This window comes from Lysinibacillus sp. FSL K6-3209, from assembly GCF_037976175.1.
In the GTDB taxonomy this organism is placed as follows: domain Bacteria; phylum Bacillota; class Bacilli; order Bacillales_A; family Planococcaceae; genus Lysinibacillus; species Lysinibacillus sphaericus_D.
The window spans coordinates 3,796,517-3,819,978 of the sequence record NZ_CP150264.1 but is presented as its reverse complement, the minus strand read 5'-3'; the positions used below and the strand labels follow the sequence as shown (position 1 = coordinate 3,819,978).

General features: G+C 39.3%; 23 protein-coding genes. 10 read left to right on the top strand and 13 right to left on the bottom strand.

Annotated elements, in window-relative coordinates; genetic code table 11:
- Positions 1 to 32 precede the first annotated feature (32 nt).
- On the bottom strand, positions 33 to 995 hold the full coding sequence (locus tag MHH88_RS18595; RefSeq protein ID WP_339259942.1) for a rhodanese-related sulfurtransferase: 963 nt from the start codon (positions 993 to 995) through the stop codon (positions 33 to 35).
- Positions 996 to 1,133: 138 nt separating this feature from the next.
- Between MHH88_RS18595 and MHH88_RS18590 the strand changes: the two genes are divergently transcribed.
- Positions 1,134 to 1,916, top strand: coding sequence for an enoyl-CoA hydratase (locus tag MHH88_RS18590; RefSeq protein WP_339259940.1), 783 nt, complete (start codon positions 1,134 to 1,136; stop codon positions 1,914 to 1,916).
- Positions 1,917 to 2,140: 224 nt separating this feature from the next.
- On the opposite strand, the gene MHH88_RS18585 is transcribed toward MHH88_RS18590, so the two are convergent.
- Complete coding sequence (locus MHH88_RS18585) at positions 2,141 to 2,326, bottom strand: YhzD family protein (RefSeq protein ID WP_024362299.1); 186 nt, start codon at positions 2,324 to 2,326, stop codon at positions 2,141 to 2,143.
- Between the two features lie 288 nt (positions 2,327 to 2,614).
- Here MHH88_RS18585 and MHH88_RS18580 point away from each other — a divergent pair, with 288 nt between their 5' ends.
- Genes MHH88_RS18580 through yhaM form a run of 3 tightly spaced genes read left to right on the top strand, consistent with a single transcriptional unit; the run spans position 2,615 to position 7,661 of the window.
- Complete coding sequence (locus tag MHH88_RS18580) at positions 2,615 to 3,829, top strand: DNA repair exonuclease (protein ID WP_339259937.1); 1,215 nt, start codon at positions 2,615 to 2,617, stop codon at positions 3,827 to 3,829.
- 5 nt (positions 3,830 to 3,834) lie between these two features.
- Positions 3,835 to 6,726, top strand: coding sequence for an AAA family ATPase (locus MHH88_RS18575; protein WP_339259935.1), 2,892 nt, complete (start codon positions 3,835 to 3,837; stop codon positions 6,724 to 6,726).
- Positions 6,723 to 7,661: a 3'-5' exoribonuclease YhaM gene (gene yhaM / locus MHH88_RS18570; protein ID WP_069514654.1), complete on the top strand. Its 939-nt coding sequence runs from the start codon at positions 6,723 to 6,725 to the stop codon at positions 7,659 to 7,661. The genes MHH88_RS18575 and yhaM overlap by 4 nt, the downstream gene beginning before the upstream one ends.
- 67 nt (positions 7,662 to 7,728) lie before the next feature.
- On the opposite strand, the gene MHH88_RS18565 is transcribed toward yhaM, so the two are convergent.
- Complete coding sequence (locus MHH88_RS18565) at positions 7,729 to 8,685, bottom strand: peptidylprolyl isomerase (protein WP_069514651.1); 957 nt, start codon at positions 8,683 to 8,685, stop codon at positions 7,729 to 7,731.
- Between the two features lie 142 nt (positions 8,686 to 8,827).
- Between MHH88_RS18565 and MHH88_RS18560 the strand changes: the two genes are divergently transcribed.
- Entirely contained in the window at positions 8,828 to 8,935 is a 108-nt protein-coding gene (locus MHH88_RS18560) for a YjcZ family sporulation protein (protein WP_080647610.1), read from the top strand.
- A gap of 181 nt (positions 8,936 to 9,116) precedes the next feature.
- Here MHH88_RS18560 and MHH88_RS18555 read toward each other — a convergent pair whose 3' ends face one another.
- The 6 genes from MHH88_RS18555 to MHH88_RS18530 all read right to left on the bottom strand — a co-directional run bounded on the left by MHH88_RS18555 (position 9,117) and on the right by MHH88_RS18530 (position 12,489).
- Positions 9,117 to 9,302 carry a hypothetical protein gene (locus MHH88_RS18555; protein WP_010857338.1) on the bottom strand — a complete coding sequence of 62 codons (186 nt, stop codon included), beginning with the start codon at positions 9,300 to 9,302 and terminating at the stop codon, positions 9,117 to 9,119.
- 70 nt (positions 9,303 to 9,372) lie between these two features.
- Positions 9,373 to 9,918, bottom strand: coding sequence for a DUF3267 domain-containing protein (locus MHH88_RS18550; protein WP_339259930.1), 546 nt, complete (start codon positions 9,916 to 9,918; stop codon positions 9,373 to 9,375).
- A 121-nt stretch (positions 9,919 to 10,039) separates the two neighbouring features.
- On the bottom strand, positions 10,040 to 10,600 hold the full coding sequence (locus tag MHH88_RS18545) for an HTH-type transcriptional regulator Hpr (RefSeq protein WP_029747195.1): 561 nt from the start codon (positions 10,598 to 10,600) through the stop codon (positions 10,040 to 10,042).
- Between the two features lie 156 nt (positions 10,601 to 10,756).
- Positions 10,757 to 11,152, bottom strand: a complete 396-nt coding sequence (locus tag MHH88_RS18540) for a YtxH domain-containing protein (protein WP_339259928.1) — start codon at positions 11,150 to 11,152, stop codon at positions 10,757 to 10,759.
- 207 nt (positions 11,153 to 11,359) lie between these two features.
- On the bottom strand, positions 11,360 to 11,896 hold the full coding sequence (locus MHH88_RS18535) for a tryptophan transporter (protein ID WP_069514646.1): 537 nt from the start codon (positions 11,894 to 11,896) through the stop codon (positions 11,360 to 11,362).
- Between the two features lie 179 nt (positions 11,897 to 12,075).
- Positions 12,076 to 12,489, bottom strand: coding sequence for an HIT family protein (locus MHH88_RS18530; RefSeq protein ID WP_107895431.1), 414 nt, complete (start codon positions 12,487 to 12,489; stop codon positions 12,076 to 12,078).
- A 104-nt stretch (positions 12,490 to 12,593) separates the two neighbouring features.
- On the opposite strand from MHH88_RS18530, the gene MHH88_RS18525 reads away from it, so the two are divergent.
- Together MHH88_RS18525 and MHH88_RS18520 are read left to right on the top strand one after the other, a co-directional pair.
- Positions 12,594 to 13,343 carry an ABC transporter ATP-binding protein gene (locus tag MHH88_RS18525; protein WP_069514640.1) on the top strand — a complete coding sequence of 250 codons (750 nt, stop codon included), beginning with the start codon at positions 12,594 to 12,596 and terminating at the stop codon, positions 13,341 to 13,343.
- On the top strand, positions 13,327 to 14,511 hold the full coding sequence (locus MHH88_RS18520; protein WP_339259925.1) for an ABC transporter permease: 1,185 nt from the start codon (positions 13,327 to 13,329) through the stop codon (positions 14,509 to 14,511). The genes MHH88_RS18525 and MHH88_RS18520 overlap by 17 nt, the downstream gene beginning before the upstream one ends.
- Positions 14,512 to 14,580: 69 nt before the next feature.
- Here the strand turns inward: MHH88_RS18520 and MHH88_RS18515 are convergent, their stop codons facing one another.
- Together MHH88_RS18515 and MHH88_RS18510 are read right to left on the bottom strand one after the other, a co-directional pair.
- The gene (locus MHH88_RS18515; protein WP_069514634.1) at positions 14,581 to 15,741 is read right to left on the bottom strand and encodes an amidohydrolase; all 1,161 of its coding nucleotides are present in this window, start codon (positions 15,739 to 15,741) and stop codon (positions 14,581 to 14,583) included.
- A 22-nt stretch (positions 15,742 to 15,763) separates the two neighbouring features.
- Entirely contained in the window at positions 15,764 to 16,279 is a 516-nt protein-coding gene (locus MHH88_RS18510) for an antibiotic biosynthesis monooxygenase (protein ID WP_339259923.1), read from the bottom strand.
- 233 nt (positions 16,280 to 16,512) lie between these two features.
- Here MHH88_RS18510 and hemE point away from each other — a divergent pair, with 233 nt between their 5' ends.
- The 3 genes from hemE to hemY all read left to right on the top strand — a co-directional run bounded on the left by hemE (position 16,513) and on the right by hemY (position 20,053).
- Positions 16,513 to 17,565 (top strand): uroporphyrinogen decarboxylase, encoded by a 1,053-nt coding sequence (hemE, locus tag MHH88_RS18505; protein ID WP_069514628.1) that lies wholly within the window; start codon positions 16,513 to 16,515, stop codon positions 17,563 to 17,565.
- Between the two features lie 122 nt (positions 17,566 to 17,687).
- Positions 17,688 to 18,608, top strand: a complete 921-nt coding sequence (gene hemH / locus MHH88_RS18500) for a ferrochelatase (protein WP_339259921.1) — start codon at positions 17,688 to 17,690, stop codon at positions 18,606 to 18,608.
- A gap of 14 nt (positions 18,609 to 18,622) precedes the next feature.
- Positions 18,623 to 20,053 carry a protoporphyrinogen oxidase gene (gene hemY, locus MHH88_RS18495; RefSeq protein WP_069514622.1) on the top strand — a complete coding sequence of 477 codons (1,431 nt, stop codon included), beginning with the start codon at positions 18,623 to 18,625 and terminating at the stop codon, positions 20,051 to 20,053.
- Between the two features lie 301 nt (positions 20,054 to 20,354).
- Here hemY and MHH88_RS18490 read toward each other — a convergent pair whose 3' ends face one another.
- Both MHH88_RS18490 and MHH88_RS18485 read right to left on the bottom strand, forming a co-directional pair.
- Positions 20,355 to 22,112 (bottom strand): collagen-like protein, encoded by a 1,758-nt coding sequence (locus MHH88_RS18490; protein WP_339259918.1) that lies wholly within the window; start codon positions 22,110 to 22,112, stop codon positions 20,355 to 20,357.
- Between the two features lie 220 nt (positions 22,113 to 22,332).
- Entirely contained in the window at positions 22,333 to 23,418 is a 1,086-nt protein-coding gene (locus MHH88_RS18485) for a glycosyltransferase (RefSeq protein ID WP_339259917.1), read from the bottom strand.
- Between the last annotated feature and the right edge of the window lie 44 nt (positions 23,419 to 23,462).

Sequence of the window (23,462 nt, the reverse complement as noted above, 5' to 3'; positions counted from 1 at the left end):
CGCTTGCCCGCAGTGCCAGTCACTCAAACAATTTAACGTTGAACTTGTGCAATTTTTGCGATTTGTTCTTCCACTTGCTCTTCTGTCCAGCCATTTTCTTCAACAAAGAAATTCCGTTTGGCGCGACGACAATCATCTGAACAGCTGCGCATATAAAATGCCTCATGCTTTTCCTCGCATAGCATTAATTTATGACATTCCGGATTAGCGCAATTTGTATAACGCTCTGTTGGCTCTCCTGTGAAATAGTCTTTGCCAACAATCACATGCTCTACCTGATTAATCGGCACACTGCGACGGCGGTCAAAAACAAACATCTGTCCATCCCATAATTGTCCCTGAACGTCAGGGTCTTTAGCATACGTGGCAATACCGCCATGTAATTGACCGACACTTTCACCGTAGCCCTCTCGCTTTAACCAACCAGAGAACTTTTCGCAGCGAATGCCACCTGTGCAATAAGTTAAAATGTCTTTACCAACAAAATCCTCTTTATGTTCCTCCATCCAAGCAGGAAGATCGCGGAAGTTTTCGATATCTGGACGCACAGCATTGCGGAAATGTCCTAAATCAAATTCATAATCATTTCGTGCATCGATAATAACGGTATTATCTTTCTGCATAAGCGTCATAAATTCCTTAGGTGTTAAATAATCGCCTGTTATTTCTAATGGGTTAATATCCTGTTCTAGCCCTAGGTGGACAATCTCTTTGCGAGGACGTACATGCATTTTTTTAAAGGTATGTCCTTCTGCTTCATCGATTTTCCACATAATATCTTTAAAACGAGGGTCCGCCTTCATATGATTCATATACTGTTCCGTTTGTTCAACCGTACCAGAAACTGTCCCGTTAATGCCCTCTAATCCTACTAAAATACGACCGAGTAATCCAAGTTCTTTACAGAATGCTAAATGCTCTGCTGCAAATGCTTCAGGATCCTCGATAGCAACATATTTATAATAAAGTAATACACGAAAGTCCTTTTGTGTCACAAAAATACCCACCTTTAATTTCATTATTCGACATTAAATATAGCATAACAACCGCTATTTTGCGTAGAACAGAAGGAGTTTTCCAAAAAAAGCCGAATAGTACATAGTGAATGACTATTCATATTTGGGGGTGTGGACATGGAATTTTCAACAATTACATTAGAAAAATTAGAGCGTCGTGCAACATTAACGCTCAATCGACCACAAGCGATGAATGCAATGGATGATGTGATGATGCGTGAATTAGCAGAGTGTTTTGAAGCATTACAGCAAGAACAGGAAATACAGGTTTTGGTTATTCGCGGGGAAGGTAAAGTTTTTTCTGCGGGCGGGGATATTAAGGCAATGCTTGATCCTCATAAGCCGTTAAATATTGATGAGGCAATGGGCTATTTAACCCGAATTGTTAAGGCTTATTACCAACTACCAATGATTGTGATAGCTGCAGTTCATGGTGCTTCAGCGGGGTTAGGATTTAGTTTAACACTTGGTGCAGATATTATCGTTGCTTGTGAAAATAGCAAGCTGGCAATGAACTTTATCGGGATTGGCTTAATACCAGATGGTGGGGGTCATTTCTTTATGAAGGAAAGAATTGGCACTGTAAAGGCAAAACAAATGATTTGGGAAGGAAAAGTGCTAACAGCCGAGGAAGCACATAGTGTAGGCTTAATTGATTATGTTGCACCTGAAGGGTCGGTTTTTGCAGTGGCTGATCAGTTAGTAGGAAAGATGCTTGCTTCACCAATTGCGTCAATGATTATGACAAAAAGAATTTTGCATAGTCAGAATATGCCTCAATTAGAGAGCATTTTAGCGATGGAAGCTCAAGGGCAATCTGCTATGCGAAAAACGGCAGATCATTTAGAAGGCATTCATGCATTTGTTGAAAAAAGAACACCTGTCTTTGTAGGACAATAAGGCATTTATGTAATCAAAGATATAGGTCACAGCTTAACATTTTCGAAAAGAATAAATGATACAACGTAAGCCCCGCCACGAACATTTCTGTAGCGAGACAACGAGATTCCATTGCATGCATGATGCAAGGAGAGAATGCTCGTTGCTCGACCACAAAAAGCGAAGTGGCGGGGCTTACCTATTTTCACAAATATAGCTGATTACAATGTGACATGCGTCATCAATTAAACATGGAATAATATTAATTTTCCTGAAGAGTTCACAAGGCGGTGTGTTTTTTCCGCAACTCCCTTTTCTTCGATTTGCTGTTGACCGTTTACTTTTGCTGCTTCATCGTTTTCAAATGTCCAAGTTTCATCATACAAAGTTTCCCCAGTTTTCTCAAAAGCTGTAAAACGATAATTATTCATACACAAACCCCACCCTTTACTAAATTATATCTCTATTATACATAGAAGAAATATAAACTTCACGGTATATCTAGCGAATATTTCGATAATTTACGAAAATTGTGGAAAATTTAGTACAACCTCAAGAAGGGCTGTTACATGAATTCGTTTCTCATATTGTAGGAAGTATGATAAAATAGAACAAATATTCGCTTTTGATTCATCCTTTCTGTAGATAGCACAAATCTACAAGCAAAATCAAAATCTAGACTTAATTATGAGATTCCATTTATTTATAGAGGTGATTAGATGTCCGCAATTCGTTTTTTCCATATGGCAGATTTACATTTAGATAGTCCTTTTAAAGGCTTATTTGGATTACCTGACAATAATCTTAAGAAAATTAGAGCAAGTACCTTTGAAGCATTTGATAAAATTATTCATAGGGCAATCGAAGAAAGACCGGATTTCTTGCTTATTGTTGGTGATATTTATGATGGAGAAAATCGCAGTTTACAGGCACAAAGACGTTTTCAATCAGCAATGGAAACACTTTTTGAGCATAACATCCCTGTTATTGTCAGCTATGGCAATCACGATCATTTACACGGTTCTTGGACACGCTTTGCCTTGCCGAGCAATGTTTACGAATTACCAGCAGATACAAGTGTTGTGCAATTAAAAATTCGTGGTCAGCAGGTAAATATTTATGGCTTCAGCTATGGTCAGCGTCATGTAAAGGAAGCGATGATCCACCATTATCCAGTTGCGCAGGATCAGCATGCTATCCATATAGGTATGTTGCATGGCAGTGAAGCTAGTGATTTAACACACGCGGTCTATGCACCATTTAAAAAAGAGCAACTTCTTGCAAAAGGATATCATTATTGGGCGCTTGGGCATATTCATAAACGACAGTTATTACACAAAGAACCGCCAATAGTTTATCCGGGCAATATTCAAAGCCGCCATCGTAATGAACAAGGCATAAAAGGGTTTTACGATGTAACCTTGTCACAAACCTCTGCTAATTTAACATTTGTACCAACCTCTGCTGTTGTTTATAACGTCGTAGAAGTGGATTGTACAAATGTAATGCATGCCAACGAGTTACTGCAAAAATGCGAGGAGGCCATCGCCATTAATCGTATGGAATATGGTGCCTCTGTTATTGACTTGCACCTAAACCATATAGATGATGAGGCTGAAGCATTATTTGAACATGCCACAATAGATGAATGGCTAGAAACCATTCGCGAAGCAGAGGATGGCATTGAACCGATGGGGTGGGTGCAAAAACTATTTATCCATAAGAGTACAGCATCTTCTGAACCGACAGCTATAACAGAATCGGTAATAAGTGTTATGGATCAATGGGACATTACGGAGTGGAAGGATATTTTAAAGGATTTGTACCAACATGCGAGTGGTGCGAGATTTGTTGAACCTTTAACGGAACGAGAAATTAAGCATTTGAAGCTTGAGGCGCAGGCGTTATTAGCGGATGAAATTCAAAGGGTGTGAGAACTTTGTTAACGATACAGAAAATCCACATTTACGGCTTTGGTAAACATGAAAATATCACCATCTCTCTCCAAGACGGTGTGACCATTTTTTACGGTATGAATGAAGCTGGGAAAACGACAATCCAGCAATTTATACTGCAGATGCTTTTTGGTTTTCCAACAAAGCAGCAAAGCCAGCGGAAATATGAGCCGAAAACATCACCGAAATTTGGCGGTCAGTTGACCATTCAACACCCAATCTATGGTCAGTGTACAATTGAACGTGTAAAAGGAAAGGCAACGGGTGATGTCACAGTTTATACAGCAGATGGTACAAAGGGGCATGAGGAACTGTTAGCGAAGCTTTTATATGGCTATTCACGCGCATCATTCGAAGCTATTTTTTCATTTTCCATTCATGAACTACAAGGCATTGAAAAAATGTCGGAGGATGAACTGACGCATTTATTGCTCGCATCGGGAACGACCGGTATTCATCAACTATCTGCACTTGAAAAGAAAGTAGACAAAGATGCTGGCGAGCTTTTTAAAAAATCTGGTAAGCTGCCACTTATTAATCAAAAGATTGAGCATTTAAAGCAGCTTGAAAAGACGATTAAAAAAGAACAGGCGACCATTCAGACCTTTGAAGCTAAATCGCTTAAATTACAGCACCTCGAACACCAGCTAAAGGATTTATACGGCCAGCAAAAAACTTTGCAACATCAATGGCAACAACTCACTATCATGAAACAAGCGCTGCCACTGATTGAACAGCAAGATAAGCTACAGCAGTCACTGAATAGCAATGCACCTGTTCAATTCCCTCCAGAAGGAATTAGACGCTATGAACAGTTAAAAGATCGACTGACGCATGAAACGTTGCAACTGACGCAACTAGAGGACCAATATCAAGCTCTACAAAGTAAGCTACAATTGACCGCAGATGAAAAGACCATTGAAGAAATAACAAGGCTGATGCATAAAGAAGCAACGTGGAATCAGCTTGTTGTTAAAGAACAGAACTTAAAGGACGAGCTATTTGTCCTACAGCAAGACATCGAAGCCCAGTTTCGTTTATTAGGTGTACAAGAAAAAGAGGCGCAAGCAATACTTCTGGAGGGAACTGTATCATTACAACAAGAAGAACAATTTCAACGACAATTGACCGTCTTAAATACAACAGAAGAAGAGCTGAAGTTTTATTTACAATCATTAGAGCAAATACATGCGGAATTAGATAACATTGCTCGACAGAAAAAGCAGCTTCAACAGGAGGCATTAACCGCTGAAGAAGAACATATTTTAGCACAGTGGCCCCAGAAAAAAAGGCGCTTGGAACAATTACGGCATGTTCAGTTACAACGCTCGAAACCGAAGCAACCAATACTTTTTATTTATCTCGTGTTAGCTATAAGTATTGTGGCAGTTGTTTATGGTGTTGTTGAAAAGAATTGGGCGGTCATTGTAATAGGAGCCATCTTAGGCTTATTATTCTTATTGTTTTTAAACCATGCTAAACAAGTGGAAGAAGAGCCGCTAGAGCGTAATAGCCACTTACTAAAGGAATTAGAGCAAGAAGAACACGTAGTTCAACAGTTGCTTGTAAACAAACAGCGTCTTGAGGATCGATGGATAGTAGCTAATGAACAACAGCGCGATAAAGAACGTCAGTATGCACAGCTCGAACATAAAATTCAACAAGCAGAACAAACAAGCGCTGAAGCAAATCAAATGCTGGAAAACTTTTTGCGGCGTTTTCATTTAGAAGGAAATGTACCAAGGACTTTATTGCCGGAGTTGTTTATGCGCATTCGCGCTGTACAGGAAATGGACGTAAAGCAAAGGAGCACATTCAAGCTTTTGCATGCGATACAAAATGAAAAAAACGAGCTTTATGAAGCGGTACAGCAAGTTTTAAAAAATGAATATAGTGAGCAGGAAATTTTTATGCATCTGCGCACAAGCTACTTAGCGATTCAGCAGGCACAACAACAAATGTTACAAACAACAGAACAAGTTGCCCATCTACTTTCAAAAAAGCAAGAGACACAATCACTTTTGCAAAACTATGAATCGCAAATAAAACAGTTATTTACTAGCGCAAACGTCAATTCAGAACATGCTTTTTATGAGACGTTTGAGCTCTTTCAGCAGCAACAAAAGCTACAAGGACAATTACAAACGATTCAAAATCAGTTAACTTCTCTAGAGATACAGCAGCAAGAGCATTTGCTAAATGGGGAACAACTTCATGAAAAAATACAAGCTGTAGAAGAAGAGCGCAATGCCCTTCAAGTGACAATTGATCAATGTCTAGAAGAGCGAGCTACATTGCAGATTGAAAAAGAACAATTGCTCAACGACGAAAAATATGGACTATTGCTGCAACAATTTGAGCAAGAAAAAGCACTATTGCAACAACTGATAGAACAATGGGCTAGTAAAAAAATGTTAGCAACCGCAATTCATGAAACATTATTCCGCCTACGTGAGGAGAAATTGCCACATGTCCTTACGCAGGTAAATGCTATTTTCAATTCCTTAACAGCTGGCCGTTACGATAAGCTCTTTATTCATGAAGAAGGCTATTTTGAAGCACAAGCCGTTTCTGGCTTACGCTATCATGTAGCAGAATTATCACAAGCTACAAAGGAGCAAGCTTATATTTCACTGCGAATGGCACTTGCGAAAACCCTTGCAACTTCAGCACCATTCCCGTTTATAATGGATGACCCTTTTGTCCATTTTGATCGAAACCGTACAAACAAAATGGTACAATTAATGAAAGAAGTAGGATATGAACGTCAAATTTTATATTTTACTTGCCATGAAGGGATGCTCGAACTTTGGCAAAAAGAACAAATTGTCGATCTAGGAGCACTAGCAAATGAAAGGGGAGTGACGTCCACATGAAAGGTATTACGACGCTCCAAGTAGGAGAATCAGTTGATCAATTTTTATTAATTAAACAGTCGACAAAAGGGGTTACTACTGTAGGTAAGCCATTTATGTCACTATTACTACAAGATAAAAGTGGAGATATTGAGGCGAAACTATGGGACACAAACGAAGAGCATGAAAAAATGTATCATGCAGAGGCGATTGTTCATGTAGGTGGAGAAATTCACGACTATCGTGGTAAAAATCAATTACGTATTAAAACGATTCGTGTGGCAAAACCAGAGGAGGGAATTGCAGTTAATGATTTAGTTCCTTCGGCAGCTACTCCAAAAGAACAGCTTTACGAAGAATTAACACAATTTTTCTTTGATATTAAAAACCCGAATATTTCCCGTATTACACGTGCAGCTATTAAAAAGCACCAGGATGCTATTTTAGTATATCCTGCAGCAACAAAAAACCATCATGATTATGCTTCTGGCTTGCTGGATCATATGGTATCGATGCTGAGACTAGGAAAAGCAATTGCTGATTTATATCCAACGTTAAATCGAGATTTATTATACGCGGGTATTATTTTACACGATATAGGAAAAGTTGTTGAATTATCCGGACCTGTGGCAACAATGTACACAGTGGAAGGGAATTTACTTGGTCATATTACCATTATGGTCAATGAAATAGCTAAAATCGCAAGTGAGCTTGGAATCGAAGGCGAAGAAGTGATGCTTTTACAACATTTAGTGCTTTCACATCACGGGAAAGAAGAATGGGGCAGTCCGAAAAAACCGATGATTCAAGAAGCAGAAATCTTACATTATATTGATAATATTGATGCGAAAATGAATATGCTTACGCGAGCATTGGGTAAAACGGCTCCTGGAGAATTTACAGAGCGACTATTCCCGCTCGATAATCGTTCGTTTTACAAGCCAAGTATTCAGTAAACAAAAAGGAAATAAAAAGGGTTACGCTTTATCAGCGTAACCCTTTTTTTCTATCGACAAGCCTTGATTATTTAGACTCTTTATCAGTAGACTCGTCTTTGCTTTTTTCTTCAGCTTTTTTAGCAGCTTCTTCAGCCGCTTTTGCTTGTTCTTCAGATGTTGTTGTAAATGATTGTAATGCATCTTTTAATTCTTTATCAGAAGTTTTAAAGTCTGCATCTTTTGCCATTTTTGCAACAATGTCTTTTAGCAATGTTTGAGCTTCACCAGATTGTGTTAATTTGTTAATCATTGTTGTACGAATTTTATCTTCTTCGTCTTTAAATGAGCCAACACCTTTTACATCGCGCTTTTCCGTAATTTCAATTACGTGATAGCCGTAGCTTGATTTAACTGGTTCGCTTAATGTATTTAATGGAAGTGCATAAGCAGCATCGTTGAACTCATCTACCATAGAGCCAACAGTAAACCAACCTAACTCGCCGCCTTTTGCTGCAGAACCAGTATCAGTTGAGTATTCTTTTGCAACATCAGCAAAAGATGCGCCTCCTTTGATTTTCTCAATAGCTTCTTTCGCAGTTTTTTCATCTGCTACAAGAATATGACGACCATTTAATTCTGTTTTCATTTGTTCATAATATTTTTTTACGTCTTCTTCTTTAATCGCTTTGTCTTTTAAAGCTTTTTCTTGAAGCAGTTGTACACGTAAAGAATCTTTAAAGCCTTGTTCTGTTAAGCCGTTTTCAGCAAGTGCTTGTGCGAAGCTATCACCAAACTGTGATGCTGTTGCGTCGTATTGTTCTTTAATTTCTTTATCAGTCACTTCATATTTGTCGGCTAAAACTTTTTCTGTCACCATCTGTTGTAATACATAAGAGCCTGTTAAAGTCTTTGCTTTGTCGTTAAAATCAGATACTGAAATATCGCCTACTTTAGATGTAACTAACGCTTTATCAGCTCCACTACAAGCACCAAGAGCTAAAATTGAGGCTGCTAATGTTAAAGATAATACAGTCTTTTTCATATGGATATTCTCTCCTTATTTCGTTTCGTCCATTTTTTACTATAACATAAACGTTTTAAAAACAAAATGGTTCCCCCTTGAGTATAGCCTAAATTTCAAATTTCAACGCGCATAGGATATAGAAAAGAAAGGGGGTGAAGTTATGAGCAACGGAGGATACGGTGGTGGCGGTGGCTACGGCTCAGGCTTTGCTTTATTAGTTGTGCTATTTATTTTATTAATTATTGTTGGTGCAGCGTTCCTATACTAATTAATAAAATGCCAAAAAGCTAAGGATATGTTTTTCCTTAGCTTTTCTTAGCAATATCTAGGCATTCGCACCGCACGCTTGGGTCGAGGCCAAAAGAATTTTGGCGTCACTTAAAACCGATAGCTGTTTCACTATTTTAAAAATAAAGACCCGCGTGCGGACGGGCGCGGATGCGTCTTCATTAGACAGCAAATAAAATTTCAACATAAAATGATACAAGTAAAATTGTAATAAGTATATTGATAGTTCGGAATATCTTTGGTTGGTTTTCTTCGGGAATTTCACGTCGCATGCACAGTGCGTATGTCATGCGGTTAATTTGAAATAAATAGAATACCGAGAATAGAACTACAATCATTAATAGCAAGTCTATTCCTCCCCTCTTTCAGTATTATTAGCATATCAAAAAACTTCAATAAAACACAAGTACAAGCGAATCAATGAATCGTAGGTGGTACTAAAATTTCATAGCCCTTCGGTGTTTCTTCGATTTGGGCATCTTTAGGTGAATTCAATAAATATTTCACGTAAAGAATATCAATTAAACATAAACTGCAATGATACGCTAAAAGTAATGTTCCATAATGTGTATAGGCAGGTAATAGCCATGTACCGATAACGATACTTGTATTTAACACAATAAAGGGTGCAAGTAATGCAAAAATATATCTGGTTTTTGATAAGGGCTCTCGGATACGCATGTGTAGTACAGGAATAACGTAAAATTGGGTACGGACACGTAATTTGAGATGCTGGCGTAAGTCAAATAATGCGAGAAAGTGTATATATTTATGGATAGGGTAAAGAGCAAGTACAACAACCACGAATAGCCAGAATAAATGGTCAGTATAGTACTCATCATTGAATAAATTAAATGTCACATAGGACACTGAAAAGACAGATAGAAAGACGATTACAGCCATCATGATGATACGTGTCGTGCCATAATGATGTTCGAGGTTTAAAATTTTCCAGCAATGCATGTTCAATATCAACTCCATAATAGGGAAGGGTCCTATTTAATGTAAATTGATTTCTAACAGAATGCAAGAGAAAGGAGGTATTTCAGAAATGTTTCTGAAACGCCTCCTTTTTAACATACATTTATCCTTTTACAGTTGAACGTTCTTCTAACGTGTCAAAGGAATCACGGAAGTGTTGAAATGAGCGTTCAAAAATATCGATAAAGTCTTCACCATAAATATTACGAATAACAGCCATCACATCTAAAAATTCCGGGAAGCGACCATATAAGTCTTTTAACGCTAACGAGCCCTCAAGTACAGAATGATATGTGTTATGATAATTGCTATTCATTTCAATAATAAGGTCTGTCCCTGTTTCAGTGAGCTCTACATAAGTATTACGTTTGTCATCATCACGTTTTGAAAACTTTAGTAATCCACGTTCTTCTAGTTTTTTAGAGAAGTTAAAAGCGGTTGAAACGTGCATTACGCCAAATTTTGCTACATCTGAAATGGAAGCCCCTTTTAAATGATAGGAAATCCACAGTATATGGTGCTCGTTAATGTTTAGATCATAAGGTTTAATCCACTGTTGCCAATCCTTTTCAACTGCTTTCCATAAGGCCTTTGATAACTGTGCAATTCTTTGACTGTAAAGCATCGCTTCTTTTTGCGTGTATAATTCCTCTGACAAAGCCATCACCTGCTGCTTTCTTTAACGTTTTAAAATTATTATAGCAATAAAGAAAAAAAGTTTAAAGTTAGAAAAATTAAAAAATTGAAAAGTGGTTAAAAAATAATATTTTGATGATTATTTTTGATAAAAAAACGTGATTTTATTTCGGTTTGTGAAACTTTATGCCTGTTCTTTTTCTTGTGGTTTTTTCTTTTTGTCAGTAAATTGTGCAATGTTTTTCTCGATTTCGTTAATTGAATTCTGTAATGCTTCTATTTCTTGTTGTAAATTATTCTTTGTCGGTTCGATTTCCTGTGAGAAAGTAGTAATCGACTGTTTTAGATCATTTATTATTTGTGGTATATTATTTTTCGCTTCATTTGTTAATGTGCTAACGGATTGTTTCACGTTGTTGACTTGATATTTTACATCTTGAAGCTTTTCTTTTGCACTATCTGTGTTTGACAGTAAAGTAGTGCGTAATTGTTGGCCTGATTGAGGTGTTGAAAAAAGGACCGCAATGGCGCCACCAATAATGCCTGTTGTTAATCCGAGTAAAAATGGTCTTGCTTTCATAATTAAGTACCCTCATTTCTATATTTGTTATCTTTTCCTCTATTAAACCATGAAATCTATAGATTCAAAAAGAAAAAAGAAGCTAAACGAGTGATTTTGCTTCACATTTTAGCTTCTTCCCTTATATTTAGGCTTGAAACGTCGTACGTTCGTACCTGTCTTCATTGTTCGTTTAAAAAGTGTAGCAACAAGCAATAGCTGCTGCTGTTATAAAGCTTGTGAAATGGCCGTGTTGAATTTAGAGCGTTTCACTAATTTTGCAACGATTGGATAGATAATCACAAAGGCTACGACGTTAAATGCAACAGCTGGTATGACAACACCAACAAATAACATTGTGAATGTTGCGCCAACGTTTGCGTTAAACACAAAAAGGGCAACGGATAAAAAGACTGTACCTGATAAAATGGTACCTAACCCAACTAAAATAGCTGATACAGCAAAATGACTCACGACTTTTTTCAGCACGATCAGTATTGCTAAAAACGCAAATCCAGTAACTGCTTTATCAATAATATTTGGGATAAAGCCTGCTGGGAAAGTTGTAAACAAACCTGATAGTACCCCTGTTGACAAGGAAAGTAAAAACGTTTCTTTTATTGTAGGGAACAATAAAATACCGATAAACATCATTGTTAACATGAAGTCAGGTTTCATGCCATTAACCATACCTGGTGTGACCACATAAAGGGCAGCACCGACACCAACTAAGAGTGCCATTAACACTAAATTTTTTGTATTCATTTCTAATCTCTCCTCAACTATGCTAATCTAGTCATCTCCTAACGTGTCCTCTTGACCGTTAGCGAAACTTACTAGTGATTGTACGCTAAAATTGTTCGTTTGACAATAGCGTTTCATGTCCAATTGTAACCAGCATTCATGTATGCAAATTGTTTGCGTGCCTGGCACCAAAGAATGGATTAAAGATTCGCTTTAATGCTGTCGGCAACTTCTGTCAATTGCGCTGGGGTATATTTTTGTGTTTGCCAAATTAAGCCTAAGCCTTCTTTTTCGTCATAACGCGGAATAAAATGTAAGTGGTAGTGGAAAACAGTTTGTCCAGCTGCTGCACCATTGTTATTAATAGTATTCATGCCAATTGGGTTAAATGCTGCTTTAATGGCATTGGCTAGCTTAGGTGCGACCGCATATAAATTACGCGCTACATCTTCAGGCATTTCAAATAGGTCTTGGCAGTGCTGTTTAGGTATTAATAAAGTATGACCTTTTGCAACAGGTGCAATGTCCGTGAATGCATAGACATGTTCATCTTCATATACTTTTGTGCTTGGAATTGTTCCATCAATGATTTTGCAAAATAGGCAATCGCTCATTCGTAAAATCCCCCTTATTTAATATGTAAGTTTATTCTATCATACTCATAACTGAATCATTTGCTAATTTTTGATAAAATAATAACTAGAAGAGGAGTGAGGGTATGTCGGTATTAGAAGTGCAACATGTGACAGGTGGTTATACGAAAAAGCCTGTTATTAAAGATTTGTCATTTACAATAGGTAAAGGAGAACTTGTCGGGCTAATAGGTTTAAATGGTGCAGGTAAAAGTACGACCATTAAACATATCATAGGTACAATGCTTCCAAAAGAAGGCGACATTCGTCTAAATGGCGTAACGTTAAAAGAAAACACGGACAAGTATCGAACAGCATTTTCATATATTCCTGAAACACCAGTTTTATATGATGAGTTAACATTGCGTGAACATCTGGCATTAACAGCAATGGCCTATGGTTTAGATGAGGCTACACTCGCGGCCCGTTCTGAACTATTGTTAAAAGAATTTCGAATGGAAAAGCGTTTAAACTGGTTTCCATCGCATTTCTCTAAAGGGATGCGTCAAAAAGTAATGATCATGTGTGCGTTTTTAGTTAATCCAAGCCTCTATATTATAGACGAGCCGTTTGTTGGGCTCGACCCGCTTGGTATTCAATCATTGCTAGATCAAATGGATACAAAGAAAAAAGAGGGGGCATCGATTTTAATGTCTACGCACATTTTATCGACGGCCGAAAAACATTGTGACCGCATTATTTTATTGCATGAAGGAAGAGTGCGAGCGCAAGGAACGATGGCTGATTTACGTAAAGCATTTGCAATGCCACATGCAACGTTAGATGACCTCTATATTGCTATGACGAAGGAGCGGGACCATGAAGAACATGCGTGATGTATGGTCCTCGCGCTTCATGCACTATATCAGTGAAGTACAAAAATATATGCAGTTTATTTTTACTGGACATATTGCGATTGTACTTGTATTTCTTGTTGGAGCCGGGGGCTATCAATATAGTGAATGGTTGAAAATCGTAGAAACAGATTTTCCGGCGGAAGGGCTCATTGCTTTAATAATCGGTATCCTATTAGCATTTAGCCGCCCAACAACATTATTGCGCGAGCCAGACCAAGTATATTTATTGCCATTAGAATCAAAAATGTCACAGTATTTTAAAAAGGCGCTAGCGTGGACATTTTGGTCACAAGTTTGGATTGTGGCAATTGTTTATATCATTAGTATTCCGTTAATAAAAGCTGTCACAGAGTTAACAACTTTTAATATTTGGTCCATATTTTTTATTGTCATCGCCTTGAAATTTGTAAGTGTACAGGGAGAATTTAGTTATCGTTATAGTGAACGTGGTCACTATGTATGGGTCGATCGATTAGTACGCGCGATCATATTTGGTGTAACCGTTTATATGGGGCTTCAAATGCAGCTTCTTTTAGCACTCGTTGTGGCGGTCATCGGATGTATCTATGTATTGGTGTTTCGCAAAAAATGTGCGAATGAGCCTGTACCGTATGAACATTTTGTAAAACTAGAACAAAATCGCATGATGAGTTTCTACCGTTTTGCAAATTATTTCACAGATGTACCCCATCTGCATGGAAGTATTCGACGGAGAGCGTGGCTTGACTGGTTTTACAATTTTATTCCCTACCAAAAGGGCAATGCTCAAAAGTATTTAGTGTTCCGTACTTTTATTCGTACAGACGATCATTTTTATTTATGGCTTCGATTAACGGTTATCTCAGCCGTAATTGCAGCCTTTGTCAATATCCCATTGGTAACATGGATTGTGGCGGGTGCACTTAGCTTTGCAACGACGATTCAGCTAAAGCAAGCATTAATAGCTAGTGGAGAATTCCGTATGGACATGCTTTATCCATTGCCAGAAAATGCACGTAAAGTTGCCGTTCAGCAACTAGTGCGCTTGACTATGATTGCTCAGGCTGTCATTGTTGGTCTTTGTGGCGTGACACAGCCGATGTTTTATGTGACACCAATCATTATCTTTGTAATAAGTGAATTGACTGCCAAGATGTCTAAGTCTTAAAAAGGATGTTTGTGGCAATGTTAAAAAGCTCATTTTCCCTATTTTTCGTAGGTAAAATGAGCTTTTTGTTTATTTTACATATTGATATTCGAGCGCAGCGTTTAACATAACTTTTGCTGCGACAAGCATACCTTTTTCATCAATATCAAATTTTGGATGATGATGTGGTGCATATTCAGTAGGAGCAGCTCCTGTGAAGAAAAATGTCCCTGGCTTTTCCTCTAAATAGTACGCGAAATCTTCTCCGCCCATTGTAGCTGGTATTTCAACAACATCGCAAATATCTTGCGCGATATCTCGAACAAAACATGTTTCTTTTTCATGATTGACAATGGCTGGATAGCCTCGACGGTAATCAAGTTCTATCGTGCAATCTTGAGCAATTTCAGTACCATGTACAACCCGTTTAAATTCACGTTCCATCGTTTCACGTACCTCTTTGTCAAAAGTACGGATTGTTCCATTTAAATAGGCTGTATCTGCAATAATGTTATCAGCATTCGAAGCAACGAATGAGCCAACTGTAAGAACTGCTGACTCAGTTGGCGCTACACGGCGTGCCACAAGTTGTTGCAAGTTCATAACAAGTTGTGAGCCAATCACAATAGCGTCTTTTGTTTGATGAGGGTGTGCGCCATGTCCACCTTTACCTTGAATTTTCAGTTCAAAACTATCAACTGCCGCCATTAATGGACCAACCCTGTAGCCAATCATACCCGTTGGATGATTGGATGATAGATGTGTTCCAAATATAGCATCAACCCCGTTCAGTGCCCCTGCTTGTACCATACCGATAGCACCACCTGGATCGGCTTCTTCAGCATGTTGATGAATCAGCACATATTCTCCTGCTAAGTCATCGCGCATTTCCCATAAAAGTTTCCCTATGATTAATAATGTAGCGGTATGCCCATCATGACCACAAGCATGCATAACACCAGCTACTGTCGATTTGTAAGGGACGTCCTTTTCATCTTGGATAGGAAGTGCATCAAAATCTGCACGTAAGGCAATTCTTTTACCAGGTTTGTTCCCTTTAATGCGCGCGATTAGTCCGTAACCGCTAACATTTGGTTCAACAGGGACACCGAGCTTTTGATAATATTGCATAATATAATTGGCTGTTTCTTGTTCTTGGAAGCTTAGTTCTGGATGCATATGTAGATGGCGGCGAATCGCCACCATTTCTTCAAAATGAGCATCAATTTTTTCGAGTAATTGTTGATTCATAAATAAGTGCTCCTTTTAAAAATTAAGCCTCTTCTTCTTGAGGGGCAACGCTATATGTTGAAACATAGGAAGCGGCAGAAAAAATATTTTGTTGTCGCACGCCAGTCGGCTCTTCACGTTGGGCATGAGCTGTTTTATAAGCTTGTGAGCTTTTCCATGCTTCGAATGAGTGTGGTCCATTCCATTGTGTCATGACAATATACGTGTCACCATTTGCTGGGCGTAGTAGGCGGAATGCCACAAAACCAGGCTCGTCCTCAATTGCACGTGCGCGATTTAAAAAACGATGTTCAAAAACAGGACGACCTTCATCAGTAACAGGAATATTGTTGAAGACAAAGAAGCCGCGTTCTTCTAATTCGTTTACAGAATCCAATACTTCGAATTTACGTGGCGTTGCAAAAACAGATTTGCCTTCTGTTTCATGTATAAGCACAGAATTTCCTTCTCCGTGCAATAAAATCATTTGCTCATCAGGGTACTTATTTTTCACCTGTTCCATAAATTCTCCTGTGCCAGAAGTTAAATAAATATACATTATTTTGCCCTCCTTATAAATAGCTAAAATTGCGTGATTAACTCCATTTAAGTGCAAGTCGAACGCTTTGTCAAAAAAGAAGGCGCGTAGAAAGAACAATTTTATGACATTTCATGAGGAAAACTATACAATAGCAGAGGAAGCGTTTACTATTGAAAACGGATATCAATAATAATGGAATAAACAAGTGATTTTTTAAGATTTGAATTTCATCGAGGGGAAGGAAATAATCAATGACAACACATTTTAATGATACACTTTTACGTGCTGCAAAAGGAGAAAGGACTGAACATACACCAGTCTGGTATATGCGACAGGCAGGTCGTTCTCAGCCAGAATATCGTGCAATTAAAGAAAAATATTCATTAGAAGAAATTACACATCAACCTGAGCTTTGTGCGTATGTAACACGTTTGCCGGTAGAAAACTACAATGTGGACGCTGCAATTTTATATAAAGATATCGTAACGCCACTACCAGGTATCGGTATAGATGTGAAAATTAAAGCGGGTGTAGGCCCAGTTATTTCTAATCCAATTCGCTCAGTAGCAGATGTAGAAAAATTAGGTGAGTTCAATGCAAAGGAACATACACCTTTCGTATTAGAGACAATAAAATTACTAACAGAAGAACAACTTCATGTGCCATTAATATGTTTTGCAGGAGCGCCATTTACATTAGCGAGCTATATGATTGAAGGCGGACCTTCTAAAAACTATAATAAAACAAAATCATTTATGGTTTCAGAACCACAAGCATGGTTTGCGCTAATGGATAAATTAGCAGATATGATTATTGCGGACGTTTCTGCACAAGTAGAAGCAGGTGCTAAAGCGATCCAAATATTTGACTCATGGGTAGGTGCTTTAAGTGTTGAAGACTATCGTGTCTTTATTAAACCTGTAATGACACGTATTTTCGGCGAGTTAAAAAAAGAAAATGTACCACTTATTCAATTCGGTGTAGGTGCAAGCCATTTAGTAAAAGAATGGCATGATTTACCAATCGACGTAGTAGGCTTAGATTGGCGCTTACCGATTAAAGAAGCGCGCGCAAAAGGTATAACAAAACCAGTACAAGGAAACTTAGATCCTTCATTATTACTGGCTGATTGGTCAGTAATTGAAAAACGAACAAAAGATATTATCGATCAAGGCTTAGAGGTGCCAGGTCATATCTTTAATTTAGGCCATGGTGTATTCCCAGAGGTTGATCCAGCCGTATTAAAACGTTTAACAACACTTATTCATGAATATAGTGCCCAACAAATTCAAGCACATTCGTAAAGTAGTGTAAGTAAAAAGCAAATTTAACTAAACGATTACACTTCTTTTGATGTAGTTGTTGTTAACGTATAGAAACCATACAAAAAATATAGCTTAACAATTATTTAGAGGTGAAAAGGACTATGAAAAAAGTTAAAGGTTTATTAGTGATGGCATATGGTACACCCTATAAAGAAGAAGATATTGAACCGTACTACACACATATTCGTCATGGACGTAAACCATCTGACGAGCATTTAGAAGATTTACGCGGTCGCTATGAGGCAATTGGTGGTTTATCACCACTGGCTGCTGCAACAGAAGCACAGGCTGAAGCTTTGTGTGCACGTTTAAATGAAGTGCAAGATGAGGTAGAATACAAGCTATTTATTGGTTTAAAGCATATTCATCCATTTATTGAGGATGCAGTAGAGGAAATGGTCGCTGCGGGCATTAAAGAAGCCGTATCAATCGTCTTAGCACCACATTTTTCAACATTCTCTATTAAATCATACAATGGCCGCGCAGCGGAAACAGCAGGTGACCGCCTAACAATTACGTCTGTTGAGTCTTGGTATGATGAGCCTAAGTTTATTGAATATTGGAAGGAGAAAGTGAACGAAACATTCGATGCTATGTCTGCTGAAGAACGCGAGAAGGCTTGCTTAATCGTATCAGCGCATTCACTTCCAGTAAAAATTAAAGAACTAGGCGATCCTTACGAAGACCAATTAATAGAAACAGCTCGCTTAATTCAAGAAGCTACGGGTGTGAAAAATGTAGAAGTGGGCTGGCAATCAGCAGGACAAACACCAGAGCCATGGTTTGGTCCAGATGTACAAGATTTAACACGTGATCTTTATGAGCAAAAGGGGTACCGTTCATTTGTTTACACACCAGTAGGATTTGTAACAGAACATTTAGAGGTACTTTACGATAACGATTATGAATGTAAAGTTGTTTGCGATGAGTTAGGTGCTAACTATTATCGTCCTGCAATGCCAAATACACATCCATTATTTATTGATGCGATGGTAGATGCCATTCATAAAAAATTAAGCTAAGCGAAAAGAAAGTGATGATGTTGGTGACTCAAAAAAGACGAAAGGTAGTTGTTGTTGGCGGTGGCATTACAGGCCTTACAGCTGCGTTCTATATGCAAAAACAAGCGCGTACAAAAGAATTGCCGGTAGATATCGTACTTGTCGAGTCGTCATTACGTCTTGGCGGAAAAATCCAAACGCTTAGAAAAGACGGCTTTATTATCGAGCGTGGACCAGAATCCTTTTTCGATCGTGAAAATCATGTGCAAGCATTGGCAAAAGAGCTTAGTATTGAACATGAGATGATTACCGGAGATTCGGGACCTACTTATGTAGCTGTAGGAAGTAAATTGTACCCTATTCCGAGCAGTCTGATGTCAGGAGCAACGCCACATATCTCGTCATTCATTACATCTGGCTTGTTTTCACTTAGTGGAAAAATTCGTGCAGCGGGAGATTTTATTCTCCCGCGTTCTGCACGGGATGACGACCAGCCATTAGGGGAATTTTTTCGAAGAAGATTTGGCGCAGAGGTTGTAGAAAACCTAGTGGAACCTTTACTTGCAGGAACCTTTGCGGGGGATATTGAACAATTAAGTATGCGCTCTATATTTCCACAGCTTTACGAATTGGAGCAAAAATATCGTAGTTTGCTTTTGGGTATGAAGAAATCAGGGACAAATTTTCTAAGTTACAATCAGATAACGAAGGATAAGGGAATTTTTCAAACCTTTGAAAATGGACTTGAGACACTTATCGAAAAGTTAGAAGAATCTCTACTTCCAGGGACAGTTATGAAGGGTGCGAAAGTAGAACAAATTGATCATGGTAAAGATGGTGCTGTGCAAGTCGTACTAAATAATTTTTCGCATATAACAGCAGATGCAATTATTATCGCAACACCATTTAATGTTGCACAAAAGATGTTTAATAAGCATCAGCTTTTGACAGAGTTAAATACGATGAAAGCCGCAACTATTGCTACAGTGACAATGGCATTTAAAAAAGAGCAGCTTGGAGACTTAGATGCACTTTCGTTTTTTGTCTCTAGAAATAGTGATTTTTCAATAACATCTTGTACGTGGATTAACCGAAAATGGCCGAATGCTACCCCTGAAGGCTATGTATTATTACGTAGTTATATTGGTCGTGTCGGTGATGAAACAATAGTTGCCTTATCTGATTCAGAGATTGAAAAGACAGTATTACAAGATTTAAAGAATACAATAGGGCTAGACGGTGAACCCGTGACAACCGTTGTCTCTCGTTGGAAAAACGCTATGCCACAATATACTGTTGGACATGAAGCGAAAATTGCTCGTGTAAAGGAAGAACTTTATGAACACTTTCCAACAGTTAAACTTGCAGGTAGCTCTTTTGAGGGAATTTCAATTCCGGAATGTGTTGAGCAAGGCTGTAAAGTGGCAAATGAAGTTTTAAGTAATATGTTTAAACAGGAACAGTAAAAGAGTAGTGCAAATTTACATTTGTACTACTTTTTTTGATAGGATGTTTTTTAATTATTTGTTTAAATAATCATAATAGCAATCATTGAAAGCACTTCTTTTGTTCTTCACAGTGTTGGATTACTTAAATGTTGAAATAAAGAAAGGCGCCTTAAAACCAAATTAGCATGGCAATTTTAAGGCGCCCTATTGAAAAGAAACTGCAATGTTAATTAGGATGGGAGCACGATGGATTAGTAGATTTCCATCTTTCTTAAAAGTGATAGGAGTTGTTGAACATAGAATAGACTATGTCTAGCAATTAAGAAATTCTGTGGCATGACCAAACAATACCACCTGAGTTAGCGCCCCCTAAGGTCAATGCAATGCTTAATCCATTTGCATCATAAAATAAATCAATCAAATCGCCTGCATTCAAATTGACTTCTCCAGCTAATGTAACAGTACCATTACCGAGAACTGCTCTAATGGTTAAAAGGGTAACAGCTAAATTTAATACTGGGAATAAACCACTTATTAAATTAGTTGTTGTATTTCTACGAATTGTAAATGAGGGGTTAACACCTGCGCCAATGCCCAGACTGATCGCAGCTACTGTTGAGTAGTTAATTGTTGCTTCAAAGCTATACCTTCCAGTTGTTGGAACTGTGAATATACCAGTTGTTGGGTTAAATGCAGGTGTTGTGAAATAAGGTGAGGCTACACTCCAATTAGTTAAGGTAGCAGAGTTACTAACAGATAGAGTATTTAAAAATGCAGAGAAGCCTTCTGTAAAAGCAGGCCCTGTAGGTCCCGTCGCCCCCGTAGCGCCAGTGTCGCCCGTAGGCCCAGTTGGCCCAATAGCGCCAGTAGCCCCAGTAGCCCCAGTGGAACCCGTTGCGCCCGTAGGTCCGGTAGGCCCAATAGCGCCAGTGGCCCCAGTGTCACCCGTAGGTCCAATAGCCCCGGTCGCGCCAGTGGAACCCGTTGCGCCCGTAGGTCCAGTCGGTCCAATAGCCCCAGTCACGCCAGTGGCCCCAGCAGGACCGATAGCGCCGGTGATGCCTGTCGCGCCCGTAGGCCCAGTCGGCCCGATGTCACCGGTCGCGCCAGTGGCTCCAGCAGGACCGATAGCGCCAGTGATACCCGTCGCGCCCGTAGGCCCAGTCGGCCCGATGTCACCGGTTGCGCCAGTGGCCCCAGCAGGACCGATAGCGCCGGTGATGCCTGTCGCGCCCGTAGGCCCAGTCGGCCCGATGTCACCGGTCGCGCCAGTGGCTCCAGCAGGACCGATAGCGCCGGTGATGCCTGTCGCGCCCGTAGGCCCAGTCGGTCCGATGTCACCGGTCGCGCCAGTGGCTCCAGCAGGACCGATAGCGCCAGTGATACCCGTCGCGCCCGTAGGCCCAGTCGGCCCGATGTCACCGGTCGTGCCAGTGGCTCCAGCAGGACCGATAGCGCCAGTGATACCCGTCGCGCCCGTAGGCCCAGTCGGCCCAATAGCGCCAGTGATGCCTGTCGCGCCCGTAGGTCCGGTAGGCCCAATATCGCCAGTGGCCCCAGCAGGACCGATAGCGCCGGTGATGCCTGTCGCGCCCGTAGGTCCAGTCGGTCCAATAGCCCCAGTTGCGCCAGTGGCCCCAGCAGGACCGATAGCGCCAGTGATACCCGTCGCGCCCGTAGGCCCAGTTGGTCCAATAGCACCAGTGGCCCCCGTCGGTCCAATCGGTCCAATCGGTCCAATAGCGCCGGTCGCGCCAGTGATACCCGTTGCGCCCGTAGGCCCAGTCGGCCCGATGTCACCGGTTGCGCCAGTGATGCCTGTCGCGCCCGTAGGCCCAGTCTGCCCAATAGCGCCAGTGATGCCTGTCGCGCCCGTAGGCCCAGTTGGCCCAATAGCACCAGTGGCCCCCGTAGGTCCTGTAGGCCCCGTTGCGCCCGTAGGCCCAGTCGTCCCTGTTGTACCAGTAGGTTTAACAGGCCAAATTGAACAGTTTTGCTCTGGTCTATTAACACAACGGCATGGATAACTATTACATCTCTTGCAAATATTATTTAAAATAAAATCATGGAAATTCATTTATTCACCTCCTCTCTCAAATATCCTATTCATGAAAATGATAGAGGAAGTGGACGGTTAACTACTTTGCTTATTCATATAAGAATTTAAAATCTGTCGAACTTATAACTACGATTTAATAGGGTAGAGAAAGGCGGTAAGGGGCTTGGGATTAAAGAGACTTTCTTATAAAACTAGAAATCCCCTGAATTTGGTATATACTTCTGAATTAATAGTTAATCTAATTGTTATCATGTATCTTTTTAAACATCTGCTCAAAATAGGTTTTGTTGTGTAGGATTTTTTCATCGTTCGGTAAGTAGGCTCGTGCTAATTCATTATGGATATTGGCTAATTCATATTGTTGTAAACGGTCATAGAGGACACAAAGTTGTATATGAGGTAACCACGTGGTGAAAGTTGTATTTAGAAATGGAGCGTTTGGTTTTGTTTTTATTGTCAATGCTTGTTCATACCAAAAGATTGCCTCCTGATTTTTCCCTTGTTCCATAAAATGATGGCCAAGCCTACAGCATGCCTCTGGACGTGGGATATCATATTCAAAGCTTCTTAAAATAGAACTTACATTATTTTCTTTATCATTTAAAGTCGTGTAACAGTCTGCTAGTTTAAAACAAGATTGAATATTATCTTCTACCCAACCACGTTTTGATGTTAAAAAAAGTTCATAATAAAAGATTGCATCCTCAATTTCATTATGATCTAGTAATTCATTGGCATAATAAAATGTGTCACGTGGAGTTAATGCTTCACCTGATTCAATGAGTTTCTTATAAATAGTAATATTCCGCTGGTGGTCATGATGAAGTGGTAAGTGGCTAACAGCGACATCACTTTCGTAAAGATGTCCACTAACCTCTAAATATTCATGAACTGCTCCAATCCATTTAAATTGCTTATCTCTTTTAACTAATCGATATCTTCTTAAAAGAGAATTCACTTTTCCTTCAGCATCAAAGCTTAAATAATAATTCATCGAGACAGCATCAATTTCAGGTGTTAAAGATTCCTTTAAGGCTTTAAATTTCTCTTGATCTTCCGCCAATAACACATCATCAGCGTCTAACCAAAGAATATAGTCCTGTGTAGCTTGTTGGAATGAAAAATTTCGCGCTTGGGCAAAATGATGCACCCACTCAAATTCAAAAATACGATTAGTAAACTGTTTTACAATTTTCTTTGTATTGTCCGTGGAGCCAGTATCTACTATATTTATTTCATCAACTAAATCCTTTACTGATTCAAGACATCTGGCAATAACATCTTCTTCATTTTTCACAATCATACATAAACTAATGGTTACCATAATGTGATTCCTCCTTACGATAATCTTTGTAGTATATGTGTGAA

Excerpts from the sequence above, each read along its gene's own strand:
- MHH88_RS18590 (WP_339259940.1), top strand. The coding sequence starts at position 1,134 with ATGGAATTTTCAACAATTACATTAGAAAAATTAGAGCGTCGTGCAACA.
- MHH88_RS18585 (WP_024362299.1), bottom strand. The coding sequence starts at position 2,326 with ATGAATAATTATCGTTTTACAGCTTTTGAGAAAACTGGGGAAACTTTG.
- MHH88_RS18580 (WP_339259937.1), top strand. The coding sequence starts at position 2,615 with ATGTCCGCAATTCGTTTTTTCCATATGGCAGATTTACATTTAGATAGT.
- yhaM (WP_069514654.1), top strand. The coding sequence starts at position 6,723 with ATGAAAGGTATTACGACGCTCCAAGTAGGAGAATCAGTTGATCAATTT.
- MHH88_RS18565 (WP_069514651.1), bottom strand. The coding sequence starts at position 8,685 with ATGAAAAAGACTGTATTATCTTTAACATTAGCAGCCTCAATTTTAGCT.
- MHH88_RS18560 (WP_080647610.1), top strand. The coding sequence starts at position 8,828 with ATGAGCAACGGAGGATACGGTGGTGGCGGTGGCTACGGCTCAGGCTTT.
- MHH88_RS18550 (WP_339259930.1), bottom strand. The coding sequence starts at position 9,918 with ATGCATTGCTGGAAAATTTTAAACCTCGAACATCATTATGGCACGACA.
- MHH88_RS18545 (WP_029747195.1), bottom strand. The coding sequence starts at position 10,600 with ATGGCTTTGTCAGAGGAATTATACACGCAAAAAGAAGCGATGCTTTAC.
- MHH88_RS18540 (WP_339259928.1), bottom strand. The coding sequence starts at position 11,152 with ATGAAAGCAAGACCATTTTTACTCGGATTAACAACAGGCATTATTGGT.
- MHH88_RS18535 (WP_069514646.1), bottom strand. The coding sequence starts at position 11,896 with ATGAATACAAAAAATTTAGTGTTAATGGCACTCTTAGTTGGTGTCGGT.
- MHH88_RS18530 (WP_107895431.1), bottom strand. The coding sequence starts at position 12,489 with ATGAGCGATTGCCTATTTTGCAAAATCATTGATGGAACAATTCCAAGC.
- MHH88_RS18525 (WP_069514640.1), top strand. The coding sequence starts at position 12,594 with ATGTCGGTATTAGAAGTGCAACATGTGACAGGTGGTTATACGAAAAAG.
- MHH88_RS18520 (WP_339259925.1), top strand. The coding sequence starts at position 13,327 with ATGAAGAACATGCGTGATGTATGGTCCTCGCGCTTCATGCACTATATC.
- MHH88_RS18515 (WP_069514634.1), bottom strand. The coding sequence starts at position 15,741 with ATGAATCAACAATTACTCGAAAAAATTGATGCTCATTTTGAAGAAATG.
- MHH88_RS18510 (WP_339259923.1), bottom strand. The coding sequence starts at position 16,279 with ATGTATATTTATTTAACTTCTGGCACAGGAGAATTTATGGAACAGGTG.
- hemE (WP_069514628.1), top strand. The coding sequence starts at position 16,513 with ATGACAACACATTTTAATGATACACTTTTACGTGCTGCAAAAGGAGAA.
- hemH (WP_339259921.1), top strand. The coding sequence starts at position 17,688 with ATGAAAAAAGTTAAAGGTTTATTAGTGATGGCATATGGTACACCCTAT.
- hemY (WP_069514622.1), top strand. The coding sequence starts at position 18,623 with ATGATGTTGGTGACTCAAAAAAGACGAAAGGTAGTTGTTGTTGGCGGT.
- MHH88_RS18490 (WP_339259918.1), bottom strand. The coding sequence starts at position 22,112 with ATGAATTTCCATGATTTTATTTTAAATAATATTTGCAAGAGATGTAAT.
- MHH88_RS18485 (WP_339259917.1), bottom strand. The coding sequence starts at position 23,418 with ATGGTAACCATTAGTTTATGTATGATTGTGAAAAATGAAGAAGATGTT.